This window comes from Eggerthella timonensis (assembly GCF_900184265.1).
GTDB classification, from domain to species: Bacteria; Actinomycetota; Coriobacteriia; order Coriobacteriales; family Eggerthellaceae; genus Eggerthella; species Eggerthella timonensis.
The window spans coordinates 1,751,296-1,775,866 of sequence record NZ_FXXA01000002.1 but is presented as its reverse complement, the minus strand read 5'-3'; the positions used below and the strand labels follow the sequence as shown (position 1 = coordinate 1,775,866).

Sequence of the window (24,571 nt, the reverse complement as noted above, 5' to 3'; positions counted from 1 at the left end):
GAGAGCCATCATGACCCGAATGAACGCGAAAACCCTGACGGCCATCGCGGGCGCCGTGGCGCTGACCACGTCGGCGGCTGCCGGATACGCACCGGCGCTGGCGGACGGCACCGTGCAGGCCCCCTTGGCCGGGGACGTGCAGCCCTCCGATGCCACCGCGCCCGGCGGCATCGTGCGGGAGTCGAACGTCCAAGGAGCCTTCACCTTCGATCAAGCGGTGCTTTCCAGCACCGCCGACATCTCGAACGTGTTCTCGAAGGCAGCCGCCGTGCTGTGCACGAGCATGCCGGAATACGGCGAGCCGCGCGACGATGAGCCCATCAGCGTGGGAGGCGACGTCGACCAGGCGTACAGCGCCACGCTGTCCGAGCTTGCCGACGAAAAGGGCACCGAAGCCTACGACATGGCGTGTTCGTGCGCTTCCAACGTACCCGGCGGCGGAGCGATCGCGAACGCCGAGGTGGAGGGCGTAGCCCTGGCGTCCATCGCCGACAAGGCCCAAGCCCGGTAGCCTTCGCGCTTCCACGCACGCAGCCGAGCACCGCGCCGTCGGGCTCGGCTGCGTCTTGCAACCGCCGTCTTTTCGAGGAGGAACCCATGCGCTGCAACACCGTAACGTTCACCGCCGCCGACGGGTACCGCACGTCGCTGCCTCTCCAACCGCTCATCGACCGCGGCGCCGTCGTGGCGTCTCGCGTCAACGGCGAGGACGTCTTCGACGTCATGCGCGCACGCAACCAGCTATGGGTGCCGGGGCTGCCCGCCAAGCTCTTCGTGCGCGACATTGTGGACATACGGTTCACCGAAGAGGACGAACCGCCCTCCATCCCCGCGTTCGAGAACGACGGGCACGATTTCACGAACAGGCCCAACGTGGCGGTGAAGGCCCCGTACGCGGCGCGCGTCGGCCAACCGCTGATCCTCGAAGGCTGGGCGAGCGACTTCGACAAGGCCATCGCGGCCGTGGAGCTCTCCTTCGACGAGGGAGAAACCTGGAGCGTCTGCCCCACCGAGGGCGCCACGTTCGAGCGCTGGGTCTGGTGGCGCTTCGAGTTCGCGCCCCGCGCGCCGGGACGCCACAAGGCGCTCGTCCGCGCCGTCAACGAGGACGGCACCGCGTCTCCCGTGCCGGCCGCGCACGTTTTCGACGTGACGCCGTGAGCGAGAGGCGCGCCCGATGAGACAAAGGGACGGGGGCAACGTCTCATCGGCACCGCCCCGTGTCAGCTCCAGATGAGGTCCATCATCTCCTGGCGGTCGTGCACGCCCATCTTGGCGTAGATGTGGGAGACGTGGGTCTTGACGGTGCTGCCCGACAGCACGAGCTCGTCCTGGATGAAGGCCCGCGTGCGACCCTGGGCCAAGAGCACGAACACCTCGGTCTCGCGCGGGGACAGCCCGTAGCGCCCCGCCAGCTCGAAGCACGTGTCGGACACGGTCTGCGCAAGCGGAGCCGCGTCCTCGTCGGAGGAGCCCTTCCGGTTCGGCACGAACCATACCGCGCACAGCGCGATGACCACGAAAGCGTACGTCGCCAGCATGACGAGCAGCGTGTCCACGATGGCCGCGCGCCCCAGCAGCAGCACCCAGGCGATGGACGCCCCCGCGTACACGACGCCGGCCACCCCCATCACGCGGTACGACGGCACGTCGAGCACGTCGAGCGCCGTCACCACCACGGTCCAGAACAAGAGGTGCGCGAACAGCTCGTCGATTTGGATGACCACGGTGAGGAAGCCGAGCGAGGCGCCCGTGGGGTTCGCCTGGATGGCCACCACGAACAGGCCCACGAGGATGAGCAGCAGCGCGGGCTGGAAGCGGATCGGCAACGCCGCGTCGGCCAGGCGCGCGAGCGCCGCATAGGCGAACACCACGACGCAGGCCGCCGGGACGACCAAGGCGGTGAGCCACGGCAGCGCCGTGGAGATGCTCGCGTTCGTGTCGCCCCACATGCCGAGGTAGCTGACCGAGCGGATGACCGCCAGCACCACCGCCGCGATGGCAAGCAGCACGAGCATGGTACGGCGCTCGGCCGCCGACGTGTGCTCGCGCGTGCGCGGGACGGCCGGCACGCCGAACACCGTGCGCAGCCGCACCCCCTCCGCTGCAACGGCCGCCTCCGCGCCGTCCGCAGCTCGAACCGCGCGGTCGCGCGCCAGGGCGCAGGCCGTTTCGAACAGAAGCGCCGTGGCAACCGGCATGACGATGGCGACGATCACCTGCACGGCGGGGCTCGCGAACGCGCCGAGCACGAGCAGGATGGGCAGCTTGACGATCAGCCCGCCCGCGATGCTGCCGACGGCGCACACGTAACCTTGCGTGCGCGCGAGCAGCAGGATGTAGCGCGCCGCCAGCCAGAAGTAGCCCACGCCCGCTACGAACAAACCGCCCACGGCCAGCGCGCCGGGATCGAATATCGTCTGATGGAACGACATGCCGAAGCACGCCGTGCCGAACGCCGACAGCAGCGGCAGCACGAAGCGCAGCATGCCGTCGGCGCGCTTGAGCGCGCGCGGCGCCGCCGTGAACGCCACCGTGCACACAAGGATGCCCGCAAGAAAGAACAGGCGCGGGTTCACCCACACGTCCATGCCGGCCGTGGACGACATGAACCCCAGCGTGTGGCCCATCAACGTGCACCACACCAGGTTGAGCCCCAGCCCGCACGAAGCGAGCACGCCCACCGGATTGATTTGCAGACCGCGGTTGCCCATGATCAGAGATTTCCCATGCTTCCCCCAACGTCCGATCGCCCATGCGGCGACCGTCCCCCATTATCGCACGCCCTTCGCGCACCCGCACCCTCAAATATCGGCAGAGCGCAGCCCGCCAGGCGAATCACCCCGTCCCACACGGGCATCGCCCAAAGTGTCCGATGCGCGCATCGTCGAATACGAAGCGAATCGGATACTTGGGTGATGGCGCGCGCGAGGGCGGGCACCCTACGATGAAACGGTCCGTCGATACGCCGTCAGCACGATACGGAAGGGAACGCGAAGGGAGGAGGCACGACCGGAAAAAGCGGCTGCAGGCGCATCGGACGATAGGATCCAAGACAAGGAAAGGGGGATGCATGAGGTTCAACAAGAAGGCCATCATCGTGGCAACCTGCGCGGCCTGCACGCTCGGCCTGGCGGCCGGATGCGCGCCGCAGCAGTCGGAGAACGCGAGCACCGCCGCCCCGTCCGGGGACGGCGCCGCCGCCCCGCAGGAGCAGAATCTCACGCCCGAGCAGCAAGCCATCATCGACGGCGCCGAAGGCACCACGAACGAGGACATCAACGAAGACTACTATCCCGGCAAGGAGTACCTCGACGGGCTATGGGACCGCTGGGACCAGGTGGCAACCGAGTACGCGCCCGAAGTGAGGACGCTGCCGAACGGCCAGATGGTGCAGCGCACGCCCACCGAGTACGAGGTCGACCCCGACGCCTGGCAGATCCAGGCCGGCTCGAACTCGTACAACACCTACTGGCTCGATGCCGACAACCGCGGCTGCGAATCGTGCCACGCCGACATGAACGCGCTGCTGAAGAACCTGCCTTACGAGCACCCGGTGGCATGGAACGACGAGCTGGACAACAAGACCACGCTGCAGCAGTGCCTGTTCTGCCACTCCTACGCGCCCGGCTACATCTCCAAGCAGTACGAGTTCGGCACGCTCATGCACGGCATCCACTTCGGATCGCGCACGAAGGGCGAGTTCACCGAGCAGTACGACGGCGATTGCATGTCGTGCCACAACGCCACCGAGAACGGCGGCGGCATGGAGCTGTGGGACACCACGAAGTACGACCGCCTGTGGGGCATCAACGACGTTGAGAACGTGCAGGGCGCCTTCGCCATCGACCAGGAGAGGACGCAGGATCAAAGCGGCGTGTTCTCGTACGACTGGATGCACGCCTACTACGACAACATGCGCCACGGCGCGGGCGTGAACGGCCTCGACCTCGAGATGCCGCAGAGCCTGTTCGACGAATGGACCATCACGGTGGACGGCAACGTGAACGCGGAGTACACGGCCACGCTGCCCGAGCTCATCAAGGAAGCGGAAGCCGATGGCGCCGTGGTGACGAAGACCTCGAAGATGGTGTGCAACTGGAACCCGGTCGGCGGCGGCGGCGTCACGAACACCGAGATCACCGGCATTCCCGTGAGCTGGCTCGTCGAGAAGGCGGGCGGCTACAAGGACGGCACCACGGGCGTCAAGGCGCTGCGCGCCGACGGCAGCTCCAAGCGCGCCTTCCCCGTGGGCAAGGTGGACTCCGACGAGGCGCTGCTGGTGTACAAGATCGGCGGCGAGTACCTCGACGCGACGCGCGGCTACCCGTGCACGAACTGGGTCGAGGGCGTCGATGCGCAGATCAACTCCAAGCAGGTCGACACCTACCACGTCACCGACGAGGACATCGACTACACCGACAAGTGGGCCGGCAACCCGAACGGATGGCAGAACGAGGACGACGTTCCCATGAACAAGCCCAACGCCACCATCCTCGGCGTGCCCGACGGCCTGCTCGTGCAGAACGGCCAACCCTACGAGTTCTCGGGCTACGTGGACGGCTACGACGAGAAGATCACGAGCGTCGAGTTCTCGATGGATCGCGGCGAGACCTGGACGAAGTACGACCTGGCCGACACCGACCGCAACAAGATGGTGTGGTGGACGTACTCCTACACGCCCGAGCTGGAAGGCGCGTACTGCCTGACCGTCCGCGCCACCACCGAGAGCGGCATGGTGAGCTTCGAAACGCAGACCGTGATGTTCAACGCAAAGGACAAGCTGCCCAGCCCCGAGGAGACGACCGTGCTGCAGACCGCGTCGCTCGTCCCCCCGAAGGTCGAAGCGGCTGCTGACGAGAAGAGCGAGTAGGAGGACGCTATGGCTTACAACCCCAAGAAGATCGCGGGCGGCGTGGCCGGTGGTGCGCTGCTCATGTTCGGAGCGGCGGGGGCCCTCGGCACCGCAGCCGGGCTGCCGCAGACCGCCGACGCGGACCCGATCGCCACGACGCACACCGTGGGCGACAACGTGGTGACGGCCCAGTGGTTCAACGAGGACGACGGGTCCTTCGTGGCCGTGCACGACGCGCAGGGCTCGTTCTCCTTCAACCAGGAGGGCGTCACTCCCAACGACGAACTGTTCAACGTGTTCGGCGCGGCCCTGACCAGCATGTGCTCGAAGCCCGCCACCGAGTTCGTCGACACGGAGGGCGGCGTCGCCAACTTCTACGTGAACGTGGGCGGCAACATCAAGAAGAACTTCACCATCGACGTGCGCGACATGGCCGACGATGCCAGCCAGGAGACGATGATGGCGTGCTCGTGCGCCACCGGCTCCCCCTTCGGCCAGGCGGCCGTCATGGGCGTGCCGCTGTCGGCCGTCGTGGAGATGGCCGATCTCGAGGACGGCGTGAACACCGTCACCGCCTACGGCGCGGACGGCTTCGGCCAGCCGCTGCCGCTGCGCTACGCCCTCGAGAAGAACGCGCTTCTGGTGTACCAGGTGAACGGCCAGGAGCTGGAAGCGGCCACCGGGTCGAGCCTGCAGCTATGGATGCCCGAGACGGTGGCGCGCTACTTCACGCGCGACATCGTGAACATCGAGCTGACGCAGGAGGACGCCGAGCCCGACGTGCAGCAGGTGGATCCCTGCTACCGCAACAAGATCAACATCATGAACTACGCCGACGACTGCGTGTTCAAGGCCGGCGACGAGATCACGTTCGAGGGCGTGGCTGACGATCTGGGCAGCCCCATCGCCGCCATCGAGTTCTCCTTCGACAACGGAGCCACCTGGACGACGTGCGACACCGACGGCGCAACGGCCGACAAGTGGGTGAACTGGCAGTTCACCACGTCGTTCGAGGAGAAGGGCGACTACCGCATGACCGTGCGCGCGAAGACCGCCGACGACGTGGTGTCCCCGCTCGCGGCGACGCTCGAGTTCGAAGTGGTCTAGAGCGCCCCGCGTTCCGCACCGATCGAGACGCCCGCCCGCATCCCGCGGGCGGGCGTTTTCCTTGCTCGCGCATGCAAGCATCGGTCGAAAGACGCTGCGGCCACGAGACGAAGGGACGGGGTTATCGTCTCGTCCCGCCGTAAAACGTGGAGGCAAGCGCCTCGTTCTGCGGGACGAGACGATAACCCCGTCCCTTCGTCTCACGACGAGCGCCCCGGCGGGCGGGGCGCTCTCGGTTTCGCTACTTGTACTGGCTCGGATGCTTGGCGAAGAAGTCGAAGCGGGGCGGCAGCTCACGGATGCGGTGGCGCGCCTCGGTGATCTCGCCGGCGCTGCACAGCTCCTCCATGCCCTCGAAGTCGTAGTTCCAGCTGAAGAAGTCGTCGAACTCGAAGCTGAGGTAGTCGCAGATCTTCTCGGCGCCCGCCGGCACCACGGGGTGCATGAGCAGCGTGGCCATGCGCAGCAGGAAGAACGAGTCCACGAGCACCTGGCGGCGCAGCTCGTCGTCGCCCGTGTTCTCGGCCTCTCTGATGCCGTCCGACCAGCGCTTGTTCGCCCAGCGGATGAACTCGTCCATGATCGACATGATGGTGTGCAGCTCCACGCGGTGCATCGTGTCGTCGTAGGCGCGCAGCACCTCGTGCGCCTTCGCCACCACGTCCTCGGATACCTCGCCCAGCGGCAGGTAGCCCTCGAAGTTCTTCTGCGCCTCGTAGAAGCAGCTGCGCGCCAGGCGGTTGAACACGTTCGTCAGCAGCGCGCCCTCCTTGAGCACCGGGTCGGCCACGCGCGTGTCCTCGAGCTCCTCGGGGGTGGCGAGGAACGGCTTGGGCTTGAAGCCCACCGACTTCTGGTCGAGGCCGAGCGCCAGGAAGTGCGCGCGCAGCTGCTCGACGGTGTAGTAGTCCAAAAGCTCGTCGGCCGTGGGCGGCTTCACCGAGCCCGACGATGAGGCCTTCTTGTCGCCGAACAGGATGTGGTGGTTCGCCACGAGCGTCGTCTGGCGGATGGGGTGGTCGGTGACGCCCGGGGCGAGGATGTCGCCGGGGCGCAGCGCCTCGATGAGCGCCGGCTGGGCCACGCCGTAGAAGTACAGGTTGTCCTGTCCGATGAACTGGTACACCTCGGCATCTTCCGAGCACCAGTAATCGCGCCAGCTGCCGCGCGGCAGCCCCATCTTGTCGTTGACCGCCATCGTGAACGACATGGGAGCCCACAGGCTCTCGGGCCAGCACCACACCGTGAGGCCCTCGAGACCGTCGATGACCGGCGCCTTCACGCCCCACTCGATGTTGCCGGTGATGCGGAACGGCACGAGCGCCTTGCCCGTGCGGAAGCGGATGCCCGCCCGCCCTAGCACCTCGCGCGCCGCGTCGCGGTCGTCGATCGTGGCGAATTCGATCTCGAAGCTCTGCTTGCCCTTCTCGGCCTCGCGCAGCTCGTGCTTCGGCAGCTCGGCCGCCACGGCCTCGTAGGCCTCGCGCGCGTCGTTCTTGATGTAGACGACGGGCGGGGCGAGGAATTCCTTGATGGTCTGCGGCACGATGGCGCGCACCTCGGGATCGGCCTCGAGCGCCGCCACGTGGCCGCGCAGGAAGTCGGCGAACGCGGGCAGGTCGAAGTACCAGTTCTCCACGGGACGCATCTCGGGCGTGGTGCCCGTCAGCGACGACTTCGGCGCGATGAGGTCCTCGGGCGCGTAGCTGTGCCCGAGGTCGCACTCGTCGGCGTAGGCGTGCTCGGACTTGCAGCCCTGCACGGGGCAGCGGCCGACCACCTGACGGCCGTTGAGGAACGTGTCGGCCTCCGTGTCGTAGAACTGCAGCGTGGCGCGGCGCTGCAAGTGCCCGTTCTCGTGCAGCTTCTCGATGAACTTCTCGGTGATCAGCTGGTGCACGTCGCCCGAGTGGCCCATCCCCGACCCCTCGTAGATGGACAGGCTGATGCCGTAGGCCTCGAGCGTGCGCTTCTGCGCCTCGTGGTTGCGTTCGACGTAGTCGGCGATGGAGCCGTCGAACTCCCCCGCCTCCACGAGCTTGCGGTAGCCCTCGTTGATGGGTGAGCCGAAGCAGTCCGTGCCGCTGATGAAGCGAACGTTGGCGGCGCCGATGCGGTCGCGCAGGAAGCGCGCGAAGGCGTCGGCGGGCACGAACACGCCGGCGATGTGGCCGAAGTGAAGCGGCTTGTTGCCGTAGGGCATGCCCGCCGTGACCACGGCGCGCTTGGGCCAGGAGATTCGTTCGTTGCTAGTGGGCGATGCTGCCATCGGTGTCCAGCTCCTTCAGCGCTCGGGCGATATCGTCGGTGGAGACGTTGCTTTCGGACATGAGATCGAGCAGGCTCGAAAGGCTGCTCGAAGAATCCTTGAGGGTGACCGTGGCGTACTGCGAGACGCCTGCGAGCTCGGCCGCCTTGGACACGGCGTCGTCCTTCGTGCCGATCTCGTCGGCCAAGCCGTTCTCGACCGCCGTCATGCCGGTGAAGGTGAGGCCCGTCGCCAGCGCGCGCACGTCCTCGACGGGCATGTCGCGGCCCTCGGCCACGGTCTGGATGAACGTCTCGTTGATCTGGTCGACCTGATCCTGGTAATAGGCGCGCTCCTCGTCGGTGAGCGGGCGCGTGCCGTAGCTGGAGTCCTTGCTGTCGGCGCTCGTGACGTTGTCCACCGAGATGCCCAGCTTCTCCATAAGGCCCGACAGGTCGGTGACCTGCATGGCCGTGCCGATGGCGCCGATGGCCGTGGTCTTGGCCGTGTAGATGTAGTCGGCCTGCGAGGATATCTCGTAGGCGGCGCTCGCGTTCATGGACGCGCTCGACACCACGACGGGCTTGCCGGAGCGTTCGGAGAACTCGCGCACGTAATCGGACATCTCCTCGCCCGCAGTGGCGGTGCCGCCGCCGGAGTTCACGCGCAGCACGACGGCCTTGATGTGGTTGTTCTTCTCGGCGCGGTCGAGCTGGGCCTTGAGGCCCTCGGGGCTCGAGGTGGAGCCGTCGTATTGGATGGTGCCGTCGATGTCGATGACGCCCACCGCGTCGCCCGTGAGGTAGTCGACGTCGTCGACCGCGGAGCCGGCGCCGAAGGAGCCGAACGACGAGGACATGACGGACGTGCACGACCACATGCCCAGCGCCAGCAGCGCGAACACGAGCACGACGGCCACGAGGGCCACGATCCAGCCGCGGCTTTTCTTCGGAGGCTGCTGCACGGCGTAGCCGTACGGGGCGCCCTGCGGGGCCGGTTGCTGCGGGGCGGCCGGCTGCTGCCATACCTGCTGCTGCCAGTTGTTATCTTGAGACATGGTCCCTCCTAGGTTCATGCGTCTGCTCATACTACCGTATGCGGCACGGAACCGCATCCAACGGATGCGGTTCCCTGGTGGTTTCCATTATAAGACCGCGGGCGGCATGCACGTTGACGCCCGGATGACGGATGCCGGGCCTTAGAACTCGAGCGATCCGTCCGCCTTGGTATGCTGGGCCTTCTTCGCCGTGCGCACGAGGAACTCCTGGTTCGTCTCGGTCTGCTTGAGCGACTTGATGAGCATGTCCATGGCGCGCTCGGTGCTGTTCGTGTTCGCCAGGATGCGGCGCACGGCCCAGATGAGCGGCGCCTCCTGCGGCTCGAGCAGCAGATCCTCCTTGCGCGTGCCCGAAGCCACCGGGTCGATGGCCGGGAAGATGCGGCGGTCGGCCAGGTTGCGATCGAGCTTGAGTTCCATGTTGCCGGTGCCCTTGAACTCCTCGAAGATGACCTCGTCCATCTTCGATCCCGTGTCCACGAGCGCCGAGGCCAGGATGGTGAGGCTGCCGCCGTGCTCGATGTTGCGGGCGGCGCCCAGGAAGCGCTTCGGCGGGTAGAGCGCCGTGGAATCGACGCCGCCCGACAGGATGCGGCCCGAGGCCGGCTGCGCCAGGTTGTAGGCGCGCGCGAGGCGCGTGAGCGAGTCGAGCAGCACGACGACGTCCTTGCCGCATTCCACGAGGCGCTTCGCGCGCTCGATGACCAGCTCGGACACGGCGATGTGGTTCTCGGTGGGCATGTCGAACGTCGAGGAGATGACTTCGCCCTTGATGGAGCGCTCCATGTCGGTGACCTCTTCGGGACGCTCGTCCACGAGCAGGCACATGAGGTGCACTTCGGGGTTGTTCGCGCTGATGGCGGCCGCGATGTCCTTGAGGATGGTGGTTTTGCCGGCCTTCGGGGGGCTGACGATGAGGCCGCGCTGGCCTTTGCCGATGGGCGACACGAGATCGATGACGCGCGCGGTGACGGTGTTCTTGCCGTGCTCCATGGTGAGGCACTCGTCCGGGTAGACCGGGGTGAGATCGCCGAAGCGGACGCGGCTTCCCAGCTCTTCGACCGGGGTGCCGTTGACGGCCGTCACCTTCTGGATGGCCGCGTACTTCTCGTTCTCGCGCGCCGGGCGCGTCTGGCCGGCCACGAGATCGCCTCTGCGCAGGCCGTTGCGGCGGATGGTGGACAGACCAACGTAGCAGTCCGTCTCGCTGGGCAGGTAGCCCTGCGTGCGCAAAAAGCCGTAGCCGTCGGCGAGGATGTCGAGGATGCCCGACACCTCGATGAAGCCCTCGGCCTTCACGCTGGCGCCGAACACGGCTTCGACGAGCTCGGCCTTCTTGAGGCCCGTGACGTCGAGGTTGAACTCGGCGGCCTTCTCGCGCAGCTCGGCCACCTTGAGCTTCGCCAGCTCCTCGCGCGACACGCTGGGCTGCACTTCGCGGTTGCCGCGGTTGTTGTCGTGCTGGCGGCGTTGGCGGCGCTGGTTCTGGTTGTTGTTCTGGCGGTTCTGGCCGCCGCCCTGCTTCTGGCGGTTGTTGTTGCCGCCGTTCGGCTTGCCCGCGTTCGAGGCGTTCTGGCGGCGGTTGTTCGAACCCGAGCCCTGCTGCTGTTGCTGCGTTCCGCCCGCCTTCACCGACTTGCGCGGCGTGCGCGTTGCCGACGAGTTGCGGCCTGGCGTCGCAGCGCCTTCCGCCTTGCTTGCCGATTTGGCGTTCACGCTCGTCGAACGGCGCTTGGCAGGAGCGGCCGCGGGGGCCGTGGAGGTTGCTTCGTTTTCGCTCATGCTTGCTGAACTTTCTCCCAGTCCTTCATGAACGCATCGAGGCCGCGATCCGTCAACGGATGCTGCACGCACTTCTTGAGCGCGGCGAACGGCACCGTGGCGATGTCGGCGCCCATGAGGGCGGCCTGCGTCACGTGGTTTGCGCTGCGCACCGACGCGGCGATGATTTCCACGTCGTGGCCGAAGTCGTAGTTGTTCACGGCGGCCACCACGTCGGCCAGCTGCGCGATGCCGTCTTCGGCGATGTCGTCGAAACGGCCGACGAAGGGGCTGATGTAGCGGGCGCCGGCGCGCGCGGCCATGATGGCCTGCGGCACGCTGAAGCACAGCGTCATGTTCACGGGGATGCCCTCTTCGGAGAGCGCCTTGGTGGCGGCGAGACCCTCCACCATGGTGGGGATCTTCACGACCACGTTGTCGGCGAGCGCGGCCAGCTCGCGGCCGTCGCGGATGATCTCGTCGCGCGTCATGGCGACGCTTTCGGCGGAGACGGGACCGTCGACGATCTCGCAGATGCGCTTGATGTGGTTGTGGAAATCGTCGAGCTTGCCGCCGGTGCGCGCGTACAGCGTCGGGTTCGTGGTGACGCCGGCGAGCACGCCCCAGCTGGCCGCCTCTTCTATTTCGTTGAGATCGGCGGTGTCCAGAAAAAACTTCACCCAGGTCCTCCTTATACAATGGCTATTACAGGTGAAACGCGCGCGACTGCGCGCATGGATTCCGTGATGAGATGCGGATGTGTTGGATGTGTGCTGAGAGATAAAAGAACTGATCATCATGGTACCGCATGTGTTCGGTTCGTTCAAGCGCAAAGCGCGCGGGTTCGTGGAAATGCGATGGAGGAAGGTCTACGAATCGGTGCGGACGGCGCGTTCCTGCCCGTGCGCCAGCTGCGGGTTCCTCCCGATATGCTCGAGCGAGCGTTCCATTTGCTTCTCGCGCGTGACGTTCTCCACGAGACCCACGGCCTTGTCGGGAGCCTTCGCGCCGTTCGGAACGGCCATCAGCGTCACGCGGTTCCATACGTCCGAGCCGTCCGCCATGTTGGCGCGGATCACCGCGGAGGCACGCGGGGCGCCCGCGTACAGGGCGCGGTAGATGCCACGGAAGTCCTCCACCGACTCGTCGGCCACCGTCCCCTGCTCGATAAAGCCCTCCGGAGCGTTCGCCACGGTTTCGGCCAGGCCGAACGCCTGCTGCACGAACTCCGAATAGCGCGCCGTTCGCGTGGGGATGTCCAGCTCGAACACCACGATGCTCGTGGCTTCCATGGCGATCTCGAAGCGCCGCTCGCTCATGCGGAGCGCCTCCATATCCCGCATGTGCGCCGTCACGTCGGCGATGCTGGCGTACACGGTGGCCACGCCGTTCGTCGTGCCGAGATGGAACAGGCGCAGCTTGTGCCAGCGGCATCCGCGCGTGCCGGCGCGACGCACGATGACCTCCACGCCGTCGTCGGGACATGAGCGCACCGCCTCCTCGGCTGCGGCGACGAGCGCGGGGCGATCCTCTTCCATCACGAACGGAAGCACGCTGCCGCCCTCTTCGGCGCCCCGCACGTCGGCGTCGAACGCCGTGATCAGCCGATGGTAGGCTTCGTTGCCGCGCAGAAGGCGCAGATCCTCGTCGGCGTAGGAGTACAGGGCGACCGAGCCGATGATGCTCGACAGCATGCGGTCGCTGATGATGTTCTCGTGCAGCAGGTCCTTGAAATCGAGGACGGGTCGGCGCGCCTCCTGCAGCACGCGCTGCTCGTGCTCGACGCTCGATCCGTCGGTCAGCAGCCCCTCGAACGCGGACACCTCCATGGGGCGCGCGTAGTAGTAGCCCTGGGCGTACGAGCAGCCCACGTCCAACAGGAAGTTCACCTGCTCGCGCGTCTCCACGCCCTCGGCGATGACGGGCAGATCGAGCCAGCGCGCCATGCGGATGACCGACTCCATGATGTCCTTGCTGCGCCGGTCGTCGCGGTCGAGGAAGCGCATGTCGATCTTCAACACGTCGACGTTGATGTCCTTGAGCATGTTGAGCGACGAGTAACCGCTGCCGAAGTCGTCCATGAGCACGGTGAACCCGCGCTCCGCCAACGCGTCGAACGCGGCGACGATGCGGTCGGGCCGCTCCGAGTAGGCGCTTTCGGTGATCTCGACTTCGATGAGCGAGGGATCGATGCCGTAGCGCTGAACGAGCGCATGGAGCTCGGCAGACACGTCCATCAGGTAGATATCGGCTCTCGACACGTTCACCGAAACGGGAACGGGGCGCACTCCCCGGTCGATGAGGCTCCTGACCCAGGCGGCCGACTTCTCCCACACCCGCAGATCGAGCGAGCGCACAAGGCCGTTGCGCTCGAGCAGGGGGATGAACTCGCCGGGGGCGACGATGCCGCGATCGGGATGCCGCCAGCGCGCAAGCGCCTCGGCGCCGACGATCTTGCCGGTGCGCATGTTGCACTTCGGTTGCAGGAACAGCTCGATGCGGTCCTCGCGCAGCGCGGACTCGATGCCGGCGATCACCTCGCGCTCGCGGATGAGCGACGCGCGCATGTCGGGATCGTACTGCGCGACGCGGTCGAAATAGCTGCCCTTCACCGTGCGCAGCGCGATGACCGCGCGGTCGCACATGAGGCTGACGGGGGCGTCGGGGTCCTCGATGTCGTAGACGCCGGCGCGCACGATGGCGTCGATGCCGAGCGGGCAAGTCGCGGCAATGTCAATGAGCGCGCGCTCGACGCAGGCAGGGTCGATGCCGGAGGAGCACAGGGCGAACGTGTCGGCGGCGAGATGAGCGAGCGGATACGAGCCGTCGGGCGAGAAGCGCTCCTTGAGCGCGGCGCCCAGAAAGGCCAGCAACTCATCGCCGCGATCGAGTCCGTGCAGATCGTTGAGTAGCTTGAAATGGTCGACGTCGAAGCAGACGATGCTCGCGCGGGCGCCGTCCGGGCCGCGCAGGTAGGCGGCGGCCTCGGCGAAGAACGCCTCTTTGGTCAACAGCCCCGTGAGGGAGTCGATGCGCACGGGCTCGGAGGGGCGCTCTGCCGATTCGGCCCCGCTCCTCGCGTCTCCATCGCATGCTGCCGTTCTCGCGGCCACTCGCGCTCCCTTCGCAAACGCGCCAACCTATCGGCAGTTATTATGGGACACGCTCAACGGCCTCACAACCCCTCTGAGGAGATCGCTCGGCATTGCACGGGTAAATCCCTCGTTTCGTGCTACGATGCGCCGCTCGGCTACTGCGCGTTTAACGAGGGACGGTGCGGAAGAAGCAGGTGCGCTCCCCCGTGTGGCAGGCCGGCCCTGCCGGGTGCACGAGCGCGAGCAGCGTGTCGGCATCGCAGTCGTAGCGCAGCTCCACGAGCCGCTGCACGTTGCCCGACGTGGCGCCCTTATGCCACAGCTCCTGACGGCTGCGGCTCCAAAACACCGTCTCGCCGCGCTCGAGCGTCAGCGCGAGCGATTCCTCGCTCATCCACGCCATCATGAGCACCTCGAGGGTGTCCGCATCCTGCACGATGCACGGGATCAACCCGTCGGCGTTGTAGGTCAGTTCGGGCATGTCCATGCAGCGCTCCTTGGTCGCTCGAATCGTGCAGCAGCTGTTGCACGATTGCATTTCATATTCGTTTCTCGATATCCTCCGGCGAAGGCAGCAGATCGGCGAAGCCCTCCGGCAGCACTTCGGCGAGCCGGTATTCGCTGACGCCCATCGGCTTGCCGATGTCGCGCAACGCGTATTCGGCTACCACGTTATCCTTCGTCTTGCACAAAAGCAACCCGATGCTGTGGTTGTCATGTTCGGTGCGCAGCAGGTCGTCTACCGCCGAAAGGTAGAAGTTCAGTTTACCCGCGAACTCGGGCTTGAATGCGGCACTCTTCAACTCTACGACCACGTAACTTCGCAGCCGAATGTTATAAAAAAGCAAGTCGATATAGAAATCCTGCTCGCCCACTGAAAGGTGGTATTGTCTTCCGACGAAGGCGAACCCTGTGCCAAGCTCGAGCAAGAGCTTGGTGAGGTTCTCCATCATGCGATCTTCCACCTCGTGTTCGACTGCACCTTGGCGCGTCGTGATGAAATCGAAAATGTACGGATCTTTGAGCGTCTGCTGCGCCAGCTCGCTTTCGGGCGATGGAAGCGTCCGCTCGAAATTGCTCACTTTACCGGAGAGCGCTTGTCGCTGGTAGAGTCTGGTCTCTATCTGGTGCAAAAGAACCGCACGGCTCCACCCGTTCTCTATGGTGGCCTGAACGTACCATTTGCGCTCCGCACCCGGTTCCGTCTTATCGAGAAGATGGGTGATATGGCCCCATGGAATTGTGCAACAGCTGTCGCACAATTGGCGATCCACCTCGCGCGCGAATTTGACCATGTACTTCATGCTTCTCACGGAAAAGCCTTTAATGCCCGGAAACGCAAGGCGTATATCGCGGGAAAGGGTTTCGAGGTACTTGTTTCCCCATAGGGATCGCTCGTCTATCAAGCGGCCGACGCGCCAATACAGCTGGATCACCTCTGCATTAGCGCTTTGTACCGCACGGTTCTGCGCGTCGGCTATTTCTCTTTTGATGTGATTCAGGGCGTTCAGATATCCATCGCTGTTGGCAAGCATGGACGGCCTCCTCTTTCGCACGCGAGTAGTTATGAGGCTGTCCCGGGAATTGCGGTTAGGCACCTACCAACCTGCTATGCAGTATAGCTTTCCAGCGTTCTCTAGTCAAGAACAAATGTTCCTATTTTACGGATAAAACAGCGTGCGAAGACGTCACAGCCTCACCGGGATGCCTTGGGCGCGCATGTGCTCCTTCACTTGGCGCACGGTGAGCTCGCCGAAATGGAAGACGCTGGCGGCCAGCACGGCGTCGGCCTCGCCCTCGATGACGCCCTGGGCGAAGTGCTCGAGCTTCCCCACCCCGCCCGAAGCGATGACCGGGATGTCCACGGCGCGCGCCACGGCGCGGGTGAGCGCGCAGTCGAAGCCGTCGCGGCTGCCGTCGCGGTCCATGCTGGTGAGCAGGATCTCCCCAGCCCCGCGCCGCGCCGCCTCTTGCGCCCACTCCACGGCGTCGATGCCCGTAGCCTTGCGCCCTCCGTGCACGTAGACCTCCCACTTGTCTCCCGCGCCCGCGACGTGCTTCGCGTCGATGGCGCAGAGGATGGCCTGCGAGCCGAACGCCGCGGCGGCGCTCGTGATGAGCGATGGGTCCGCCACCGCGGCCGAGTTCACCGACACCTTGTCGGCACCGGCCGCGATCATCGCGCGGATGTCGGCCACGCTGCGGAAACCCCCGCCCACGCAGTACGGCAGGTGGAGGCGCTCGCTCGCGCGGCTGGCGAGGTCGATGGTGGTGGCGCGGTCGTCGCTCGTGGCCGTGATGTCGAGGAAGATCACCTCGTCGGCGCGCTCCTCGTCGTAGCGCTGCGCGAGCTCGATGGGGTCGCCGGCATCGCGCAGGTTCACGAAGTTGACGCCCTTCACCACGCGCCCGTCCTTCACGTCCATGCAGGGGATCACGCGCTTCGCTAGCATCGCGCACCTCCCATCCCGCACGGATCGGACGCGATGGCGGCGGCCTCGGCGCGGCGCGTGGCCTCGGCGCAGGCGCGCACGCCGTCGGCCACCGACAGCGCGCCCTCGTACACGGCGCGCCCTGCGATGACCCCCTCGATGCTGCCGGCCACCTCGCCCAGGCGCACGAGGTCGTCCACGCCGGCCACGCCGCCCGACGCGATCACCGGATGGCCGAACGCCTCGGCCATGCGCACGTACGCCGCCGCCTCGACGCCGGTTTGCATGCCGTCGCGCGCGATGTCGGTGTACACGAGATGCCTAAAGCCGAGCGCCGCCACGTCGCGCGCCAGCTCCTCGGCCGCCACGCCTGCTCCTTCGCGCCAGCCGGCCACGGCCACCTCGCCGCCCTTCGCGTCGATGCCCGCGCACAAGAGCCTCCCGTACTTCGCGATGGCGGCCTCGGCGAAGGCGGGATCGGCCACGAGCGACGTGCCCAGCACCACGCGCGACACGCCCGCGTCGGCCAGGCGCGCGATGGTGTCGAGCGAGCGCACGCCCCCGCCCACCTCCACCTTGAGCAGGGTCTTCTTCATGATGCGCTCGATGATGGCGATATTCTCGGGGGTCCCCGACCGCGCGCCGTCGAGGTCCACCACGTGCAGCCACGTCGCGCCCTGCTCCTCGAACAGCTGCGCCTGGGCGGCGGGGTCGTCGTGGTACACGGTCACGCGGTCGTAATCGCCCTTGGCGAGGCGGACGGCCTTGCCGCCCAGGATGTCGATGGCCGGAAGCAGGTACACGGCGTTCACGCCCCTTTCACGATGGACACGAAATTGCGCAGCAGACGCGCGCCGGCGTCCGAGCTCTTCTCGGGATGGAACTGCACGCCGAACGCGACGTCGCCGTACTGGACGGCGCTCGGGAACGTCACGCTGTGCGTCGTCTCCCCGACGACGAACGGGCCCGACGGCGCCACGAAGCCGTGCGTGAAGTAGAAGTAGGTGCCCGACGGTATGCCGTCGAACAACGGCGAGCTTTTCTGTCCGTCCGCGAGGGGCTCGACAGCCTCCAGTCGCTCAGACAGTCCTCGCTGCGCTGCGGAACTCGCTTGGTGAAGGCCGCCAAGCCCCTCGCTGCCTCTTTGCAGCTGCACCGTGTTCCAGCCGACGTGGGGCACCTTGTAGGAGAGGCCTTTTTGATCGACCTTCGGCATTTTCGCCACCACGCCGGGCAGCACGGCCAGGCCGCGGGCGTTGTGCGTTGAGGCCTCGTCGTCCTCGCACGGGGCACCTTCGACGCCCTCCTCGAACATGAGGTGCATCCCCAAGCAGATGCCGAGGAACGGCACGCCGGCGGCGATGCGCTCGCGGACGACGTCGACCTGCCCGAGCTCCTCCATCGTGGCGGCCGCGTCGGCGAACGCGCCCACGCCCGGCAGCACGACGGCGTCGGCGCGGGCGATGGCCGCAGGGTCGGACGCGACGAACGCGCTGCCGCCCGCCGCGGCGATGCCGCGCTCGACGCTCTTCAAGTTGCCTTTGCGGTAGTCGACGACCGCAATGCGCGGGGCCGTCACAGCGCGCCCTTCGTGGAGGGAAGCGCGTCGCCGATGCGTGGGTCGCGCTCGACGGCCTGGCGCAACGCGCGCGCGGCGGCCTTGAACGACGCCTCCACCAGGTGATGCGCGTTCTCGCCCGCCAGGCTGCGCACGTGCAGCGTGATCCCTGAGTTCGCGGCGAAGGCGATGAAGAACTCCTTGGCGAGCGACGCGTCGAACGAGCCCAGCATGACGAGGGGCACGTCCACGGCCCAGTGCAGCTGGCCGCGGCCGGAGATGTCCACGGCCGCCAGCACGAGGGCCTCGTCCATGGGCAGCGCGAGCGAGCCGAACCGCGCGATGCCGCGCTTGTCGCCGAGCGCGCAGGCGACGGCCTGGCCCAGCACGATGCCCGTATCCTCCACGGTGTGGTGCGCGTCCACCTCGATGTCGCCCTTCGCGCGCACGGTCAGGTCGATCAGGCTGTGCCGTCCGAACGCCGTCAGCATATGATCGAAGAACGGCACGCCCGTCTCGACGTCCGTCGCGCCCGTGCCGTCGAGGTTCACGGCGATGCGGATGTCCGTCTCGTTCGTCGTGCGCTCGACTTCGGCGGTTCTTTGGTTCATGGCTGGCCTTTCTTTCAGGGGTTCGACGGGGACAGACGCCCGAATGCGCGCCGGGCAAGGATGGCGACCACGTGCGCGTCCTCAGCGCACGAGGGGTTGGCGCACGTCGCACTTTCCCATCACCGCGTCGCGCAGGGCGCGCAGGAACGCGTCGTTCTCCTCGGGGGCGCCCACGGTCACGCGCAGGCAGTTCTCCAAGTGCGGCGCGCTCGAGAAGTCGCGCACGAGCACGCCGCGCTCGTACAGCGCCTCCCACACGATCGCCGCGTTCTCCGCGCGGAACAGCACGTAGTTGGCATCTGATGGGAACGGCTTCACGCCGGGGATCGTTTTCAGCCCCTCGATCAGGCGGGCGCGTTCCTCGATCACCGCGAGGATGCCGCGCTCGAACTTCGCGCGGTTCGCGTACACCACCCGTGCCACGGCCTGCGAGATGGCGTCCACCGAGTACGGCTGGCGCACCTTGGCGAACTCGCGGACGACCTCGGCGTCGCCCAGGATGTAGCCCATGCGCACGCCGGCCAGGCTGAACGCCTTCGAGAACGTGCGCAGGATGACGAGGTTCTTGTGCTGCGCCAGATAGGGGCGCATCGTCTGGCGCGAGAATTCGAAGTAGGCCTCGTCCACCATGACGAGCGCGTCGGTGGCGTCGAGCAGCCGGAGCATGAACTCCTCGCCGGCCAGCTGGCCCGTGGGGTTGTTCGGGCTCGTCACCACGAGGTAGTCGACGCCGCCTTCGGCGACCCGCGCCAGCACGGCCTCCTCGTCGATGGAGAAGTCGGCGCGGCGCGGCACGTCCACCACGTTGGTGCCCGTGAGGCGGGCGTTGGCATCGTACACCGAGAACGTGGGCGGCAGGTTGAGGAACGTGCGCCCCGGGCCGCCCCACGCCAACGCGAGGTTGAACAGCAGCTCGTCGCCGCCGTTGCCCACGAGCACCTGGTCGCGGTCGAGGCCGTTCGCCTCGGCGATCATGTCGCGCAGGTCGTTGGCCAGCGGGTCGGGATAGCGGTTGAGGGGCAGACGCTTCACCTCGCGCATGATGTCGCGGCGGATCTCGTCGTCCACGTCGTGCGGGTTCTCGTTCGCCGACAGGATGGCGGTGGCGGGCAGGTACTTCGGATCGTAGGGCACCACGCCTGCAAGCTGCGGCGCGGCCGCGCACACGCTACGCATCGGCGATCCCGCCTCCGGCCGCGCGGCCCGCGCCGTCGCCGCCCTCTATCCCATACACGTTGCCCGTATCCAGCAGGTTCTTGCGCATCTCCACGCTCATGGCGTGCGCCCACAGGCCCTCGTGCCGCGCGATGGTCATCACCATGTCGGCGTCGCGGGCGAGCGCCTGCGACGAGTACTGGATGACGCTCGACTTCTTCACGAACTCGTCCACCGACAAAGGCGAGGCGTAGCGCGCCGTGCCGCCCGTGGGCAGCGTGTGGTTCGGGCCGGCCGCGTAGTCGCCCACGGCTTCGGGGGTCCAGGCTCCCAGGAAGATGGCGCCCGCGTTGCGGATGGCGCCCAAGAGGTCGAAGGCGTGGTCGACGTGCAGCTCGAGGTGCTCGGGGGCGATGACGTTCACGGTCTCGATCGCCTGGGGCATGCTGTCGCACACCACGACGAGGCCCTGGTCGGCGAGCGAGGCGGCCGTGATCTCGGCGCGCGTGGACGATTTCAGATGGCGCTCCACCATGCGCTCCACCTCGTCGGCATAGGCCGCGTCGAAGGTGACCAGGTAGCAGGCGGCCAGCGGGTCGTGCTCGGCCTGCGCCATGAGGTCGATGGCCACGAGCGCCGGATCGGCCGTGGAATCGGCCACGACGCACACCTCGGACGGGCCGGCGATCATGTCGATGCCGACGTCGCCCGACACCACCTTCTTCGCCGCCGCCACGTAGGCGTTGCCGGGGCCGGTGATCTTGGCCACGGGCGCGATGGACTCGGTGCCGTACGCGAGCGCGGCGATGGCCTGCGCCCCGCCCACCGCGTAGATCTCGGTGACGCCGGAGATGCGACACGCCTCCAGGATGGCCGGATCGAGCGAGCCGTCGGCCGTCGGCGGCGTCACGCATACGATGCGCCCCACGCCGGCCACGGCAGCGGGAATGGCGTTCATCAGCACCGACGACGGGTACAGCGCACGCCCGCCCGGCACGTAGATGCCCACGGACTCCAGCGGCTCCACCTTCGAGCCCACGAGCGCGCCGTCCTCGCGCACGGTGAACCAGCTCTGCTGCTTCTGGCGCTCGTGGAAGTCGCGGATCTGCACGGCGGCCTGGCGCAGGGCCTTCGCCGTCTTGTCGTCCACGTTCACGATGGCCTCGGCGATGGCGGCCTGGCTGACGCGGAAGTTCTCCACGCGCACCCCGTCGAACTGCTCGGTGTAGGCGCGCAGGGCCTCGTCGCCGCGCTCGCGCACGCCCTCGATGATGGAGGTCGCCGCCGTCAGCGCGGCGGCGTTGAACGCGCCGGTGCGCTTGAGGTGGGCGTTGGTGAACTGCTCGCCGGGTTGCAGGATGATGCGGCGCATGGGCTACTCCTTTTCCTCGCCGGAACGCTGCGCGGAGGCCTCCGCGTTTTGCTGCAGCGCGTCCGCTAATTGTACGATACGCGCGTCCGTGCGGAACGCGCAGGTGTTCGAGAAGAAGCGCGCGGTCGACGAAAGGACCTCGTCGACCACCACGAGGTCGTTCTCGCGCAGGGTGGTGCCGGTCGCCGTGATGTCGACGATGCGCTCGGCCATGCCCGTGAGCGGCGCCAGCTCGATGTTGCCGTGCAGTTTCACGATCTCGACCTGCGTGCCCGTCTTCGCGTAGTGGGCCCGCGTGATGTTGGGGTACTTCGTGGCGATGCGCAGCGAGCCCAGGCGGCGGTAGTGCTCGTCGGCCGCGTTGGCGGCGCCGGCGGGCTCGGCCACCACGAAGCGGCACGCGCCGTACCCGAGGTCGACCAGTTCCACGACGTCGGAGGCAGCCTCCAAGAGCGAGTCCTTCCCGCAGATGCCGCAGTCGGCGGCGCCGAGCGACACGAACGCGGGCGCGTCGGTGGGACGCACGATGACGTACTCGACGCCCGGGTTGCGGATGATGAGCTGGCGGCCTGGGTCGTCGAGCCCCGTCACGTCGAGGCCCGCCGCGCCGAGCGCGGCCACCGTGTCGGCGTTGAGCGAGCCCTTCGGCACCGCGATGCGCAGCGGGCGTTCGGCGTCGAACGCCGCAGGTCCGTCGGCATCGCCGCGAGATCGGGTGCCGAGGGAAGCCGCAGCGTCGGCTGCTTCCGTCGGCCGGGAGGCCGGCGGAGCCGAAGCAGCGGCGGCCATGGCCTGCTCGAGCGAGAACGCGAAGCCGGCGGCCGGACGGCTCTCGCCGTACGACCCGATCATGTTGTCGTAGCGGCCGCCGCTGCCGAGCGGGGTGCCCAGCTCGGGCGCGTAGGCCTCGAACACGATGCCCGTGTAGTAGTCGAACGAGCTCATCACCGAGAAGTCCACGAGTATGCGATCGGCCAGGCCCGCCTCGGCGAGCAGGTCGCAGGTGCGCTCGAAGTCGTCGAGGCCGTCCTCGCAGCCGAGCGGCGCCACGAGCGCGCGCACCTGCCCCACCGCCTCGCGCCCGCCGCGGATGCGCGGCAGCGCGCGGATGGCCGCGGCGAACACGGGCGGCACGGCCGTCCCCTCGCCCGTGAGCCGGTCGACCTCGACGAAGTTCGACGCGTGGAACGCGGCCAGTACCTGCTCGGTCCACTGCGCCGACGCCCCGCTCGCCGCGAGCAGCGCGCGCAGCACGCCCACCGTGGCCAGCGCCAGCTTGCAGCCGCGCGCGCCCGCCAGCTCGAGCGCCTCCGCCATGAGCTCCACCACTTCCGCGTCGGCCTGCGGCCCGGCCTCGCCGATGCACTCCACGCCGATCTGCGTCATCTCGCGCGCCTGGGCCTGCATGCGGCCCTCGGCCTCGCGGAACACGCGCTGCATGTAGCGGAAGCGCAGCGGCCCCGGCTGGCCCGCGAGCCGCGTCGCGCACATGCGCGCCACCTGCAGCGTCACGTCGGGACGCATGGCCAAGAGGTCGCCGCTCGCATCGAAGAACTTGAAGGGCGAGCCGGGCATGCGGCCTCCCGCGCGCATGACGTCCATGACCTCGAGCGTGGGCGTCTCGATGGGCAGGTAGCCGCGCGCGGCGAAGCACGCCTGCACGTCGCGGGCGATGCGCTCGCGCGTGCACGCCTCGTCGGCGAGCACGTCCCTGAACCCTGCCGGTGTCACGTAATCCATGGTCTTCTTCCTTCGTCGTATCGCCGCAACGCCGCGCGTCCTGTCGCCGGCGTCCGCGTTCGTCTCGTCGCGCCCGCATTGCCGGGCGGTTCTTTGTTCGCTGTTGGTACTTTATCACAGTAGAGTAGTAAAGCAAGCTGTTCGCACGATGTTTTGGAGAACGGCCACATTGTACGTCATGAAAGGGGCGCGGGGGCAGCCTCGCCGCATCTCGGGGCAAGAATGTTTAGCCGCGGAAGAAGACGCTGTATCCTATCTAGTCCTCGTACGCTGAAAACGCCGCCCGCATCGAGCGACGGATGTCCGCTTGAGTTGAGCTATCTGCTGCAAAATCGGGTTTTTGGCAGCAATTTCCGCGGTTTCAGCGCCATTGAAAGCCTTCAAGCATGTGAGAAGCCGGAAAACGCCAGGTCGCAGGATTTCCACCGAGAGCGTTTCTGCTCCTTGCTGCCAAAAACCCGATTTTGCAGCATATCGAGTCGTCCATCCGCGCCGCTGCTGCTGAAAAGCAACGAATCCGAAGCCGGCGATGCCGTCTGCCGCAGAAAAGGCAAGAAAGTCGAGAGAAGCCTGATCTGCGGCATTTCGGCCAACACCGCACACGCGTGCCATTGTCGGAACGAGGGCGCAGGCCCTCTCCCGTCCCACCCTAGAACAGCGAGAACTGCTGGGGGGCGAAATCGTAGGTGCACACCACTTCGTCTTGGAGCAGCTCGACCTCGTGGGACTCCCATTCCTTGACGGACACGACGTAGTTCGTGCCCTCCTGCTCGAACACGAGCGCGCCGCCCACCATGCCGACGCAACGGCCGCCGCACTCGTCGTCGTGGCCCTCGGGCACCTGCAGGTCGTGGCAGTCGGGCGACGGCCCGCCGAAGTAATGCGGCGACAGGTCCTCGGCCGGCTCCGCGCCCTCGAGGCCGAGCCGCTTCACCGCAGCATCGAGCACGTCCTTCGCCTCGGCGAAGTCGAAACGCTCGTTCACGAGCAGGTCGACCTTCTTCGACGCGCGCATGGTCTCCATGATGCCGGGCTGCGCGCACAGCGCCGCTTCCAGCTCGCGCGCGTCGTCGGCGTTTTCGAAGCGTCCCACGATGCGGGCCGCGCGTGCCCCCTGCTCCAGCAGGCGCTCGATGCCGCGCGTCTCAGACGAGATGCCCGCCTTCACGTGCTTCGGCGAGAAGTACGCCAGATAGGTAAAGTGGGGCGTGAGATTGTAGGCGCGCTGCTGGGCCGAGATGAAATCGGCGTAGTAGAACGAGGGGTTGAAGCCGGTGGCCTCCTGGCACGCCGGGCACATCGTGTCCTTCGCGTCGGGAAGCAGCTCCACGCCCAGCGGGCAGACCTCCTTCGTGTAGGACGCGAGGTCGAAGCGCCCCACGCAGCGCCGGGCCGGCAGCCGGCGCAGCGAGAACGTGTTCCCGAGCACGGCGAAACGGTGCTGGGTGCCCCGTTCCACGTCGTTGATCAGCAGGTAGGGGCCGGTTTCGGCGAAGCCGTGGCCCGCCAGGACGGTCGTGCGACCGTTCGCGAAGTTCGTCATAGCAATGTCCTTGTGCAACTCGTACCGAATAGATCAC

The 24,571-nt window shown here is 67.1% G+C and carries 20 protein-coding genes; 4 read left to right on the top strand and 16 right to left on the bottom strand.

Annotated features, from left to right (window positions below):
* Positions 1-10: 10 nt before the first annotated feature.
* Together C1A15_RS07360 and C1A15_RS07355 are read left to right on the top strand one after the other, a co-directional pair.
* Positions 11-511 carry a molybdopterin-binding protein gene (locus C1A15_RS07360; protein ID WP_146001823.1) on the top strand — a complete coding sequence of 167 codons (501 nt, stop codon included), beginning with the start codon at positions 11-13 and terminating at the stop codon, positions 509-511.
* Positions 512-597: 86 nt separating this feature from the next.
* A complete protein-coding gene (locus tag C1A15_RS07355; RefSeq protein WP_101721952.1) occupies positions 598-1,161 on the top strand; it encodes a molybdopterin-binding protein in 564 nt (187 codons plus the stop codon).
* Positions 1,162-1,223: 62 nt separating this feature from the next.
* On the opposite strand, the gene C1A15_RS07350 is transcribed toward C1A15_RS07355, so the two are convergent.
* Positions 1,224-2,714 carry a helix-turn-helix transcriptional regulator gene (locus tag C1A15_RS07350; RefSeq protein ID WP_101721951.1) on the bottom strand — a complete coding sequence of 497 codons (1,491 nt, stop codon included), beginning with the start codon at positions 2,712-2,714 and terminating at the stop codon, positions 1,224-1,226.
* A 359-nt stretch (positions 2,715-3,073) separates the two neighbouring features.
* On the opposite strand from C1A15_RS07350, the gene C1A15_RS07345 reads away from it, so the two are divergent.
* Together C1A15_RS07345 and C1A15_RS07340 are read left to right on the top strand one after the other, a co-directional pair.
* Positions 3,074-4,873, top strand: coding sequence for a molybdopterin-dependent oxidoreductase (locus C1A15_RS07345; protein WP_101721950.1), 1,800 nt, complete (start codon positions 3,074-3,076; stop codon positions 4,871-4,873).
* A gap of 9 nt (positions 4,874-4,882) precedes the next feature.
* A complete protein-coding gene (locus tag C1A15_RS07340) occupies positions 4,883-5,962 on the top strand; it encodes a molybdopterin-dependent oxidoreductase (RefSeq protein ID WP_101721949.1) in 1,080 nt (359 codons plus the stop codon).
* A gap of 241 nt (positions 5,963-6,203) precedes the next feature.
* Here the strand turns inward: C1A15_RS07340 and C1A15_RS07335 are convergent, their stop codons facing one another.
* From C1A15_RS07335 to C1A15_RS07265, 15 genes are all read right to left on the bottom strand, one after another.
* Positions 6,204-8,231, bottom strand: a complete 2,028-nt coding sequence (locus tag C1A15_RS07335) for a methionine--tRNA ligase (protein WP_101721948.1) — start codon at positions 8,229-8,231, stop codon at positions 6,204-6,206.
* Positions 8,212-9,267: a signal peptide peptidase SppA gene (gene sppA / locus C1A15_RS07330; RefSeq protein ID WP_101721947.1), complete on the bottom strand. Its 1,056-nt coding sequence runs from the start codon at positions 9,265-9,267 to the stop codon at positions 8,212-8,214. The genes C1A15_RS07335 and sppA overlap by 20 nt, the downstream gene beginning before the upstream one ends.
* 141 nt (positions 9,268-9,408) lie before the next feature.
* On the bottom strand, positions 9,409-11,049 hold the full coding sequence (gene rho, locus C1A15_RS07325) for a transcription termination factor Rho (protein ID WP_101721946.1): 1,641 nt from the start codon (positions 11,047-11,049) through the stop codon (positions 9,409-9,411).
* On the bottom strand, positions 11,046-11,708 hold the full coding sequence (gene fsa, locus C1A15_RS07320) for a fructose-6-phosphate aldolase (protein ID WP_101721945.1): 663 nt from the start codon (positions 11,706-11,708) through the stop codon (positions 11,046-11,048). The genes rho and fsa overlap by 4 nt, the downstream gene beginning before the upstream one ends.
* Before the next feature lie 189 nt (positions 11,709-11,897).
* A complete protein-coding gene (locus C1A15_RS07315) occupies positions 11,898-14,141 on the bottom strand; it encodes a GGDEF domain-containing phosphodiesterase (protein ID WP_101721944.1) in 2,244 nt (747 codons plus the stop codon).
* Between the two features lie 148 nt (positions 14,142-14,289).
* On the bottom strand, positions 14,290-14,610 hold the full coding sequence (gene hisI, locus C1A15_RS07310) for a phosphoribosyl-AMP cyclohydrolase (protein ID WP_101723737.1): 321 nt from the start codon (positions 14,608-14,610) through the stop codon (positions 14,290-14,292).
* Between the two features lie 52 nt (positions 14,611-14,662).
* On the bottom strand, positions 14,663-15,658 hold the full coding sequence (locus C1A15_RS07305; RefSeq protein WP_101721943.1) for a PDDEXK nuclease domain-containing protein: 996 nt from the start codon (positions 15,656-15,658) through the stop codon (positions 14,663-14,665).
* Positions 15,659-15,811: 153 nt separating this feature from the next.
* Positions 15,812-16,576 carry an imidazole glycerol phosphate synthase subunit HisF gene (gene hisF / locus C1A15_RS07300; protein ID WP_101721942.1) on the bottom strand — a complete coding sequence of 255 codons (765 nt, stop codon included), beginning with the start codon at positions 16,574-16,576 and terminating at the stop codon, positions 15,812-15,814.
* On the bottom strand, positions 16,570-17,358 hold the full coding sequence (gene hisA, locus C1A15_RS07295) for a 1-(5-phosphoribosyl)-5-[(5-phosphoribosylamino)methylideneamino]imidazole-4-carboxamide isomerase (RefSeq protein ID WP_101723736.1): 789 nt from the start codon (positions 17,356-17,358) through the stop codon (positions 16,570-16,572). The genes hisF and hisA overlap by 7 nt, the downstream gene beginning before the upstream one ends.
* A 5-nt stretch (positions 17,359-17,363) precedes the next feature.
* A complete protein-coding gene (gene hisH, locus C1A15_RS07290) occupies positions 17,364-18,134 on the bottom strand; it encodes an imidazole glycerol phosphate synthase subunit HisH (protein ID WP_180953026.1) in 771 nt (256 codons plus the stop codon).
* Positions 18,131-18,724 (bottom strand): imidazoleglycerol-phosphate dehydratase HisB, encoded by a 594-nt coding sequence (gene hisB / locus C1A15_RS07285; protein ID WP_101721941.1) that lies wholly within the window; start codon positions 18,722-18,724, stop codon positions 18,131-18,133. Before hisB ends, hisH begins: the two co-directional genes overlap by 4 nt.
* Positions 18,725-18,805: 81 nt before the next feature.
* Entirely contained in the window at positions 18,806-19,900 is a 1,095-nt protein-coding gene (gene hisC / locus C1A15_RS07280) for a histidinol-phosphate transaminase (protein ID WP_101721940.1), read from the bottom strand.
* Positions 19,893-21,251, bottom strand: a complete 1,359-nt coding sequence (gene hisD, locus C1A15_RS07275; protein WP_101721939.1) for a histidinol dehydrogenase — start codon at positions 21,249-21,251, stop codon at positions 19,893-19,895. Before hisD ends, hisC begins: the two co-directional genes overlap by 8 nt.
* A 3-nt stretch (positions 21,252-21,254) precedes the next feature.
* Positions 21,255-22,991 carry an ATP phosphoribosyltransferase regulatory subunit gene (gene hisZ / locus C1A15_RS07270; protein ID WP_101721938.1) on the bottom strand — a complete coding sequence of 579 codons (1,737 nt, stop codon included), beginning with the start codon at positions 22,989-22,991 and terminating at the stop codon, positions 21,255-21,257.
* Positions 22,992-23,640: 649 nt separating this feature from the next.
* Entirely contained in the window at positions 23,641-24,534 is an 894-nt protein-coding gene (locus C1A15_RS07265; RefSeq protein ID WP_101721937.1) for a DUF2797 domain-containing protein, read from the bottom strand.
* Positions 24,535-24,571: the final 37 nt, after the last annotated feature.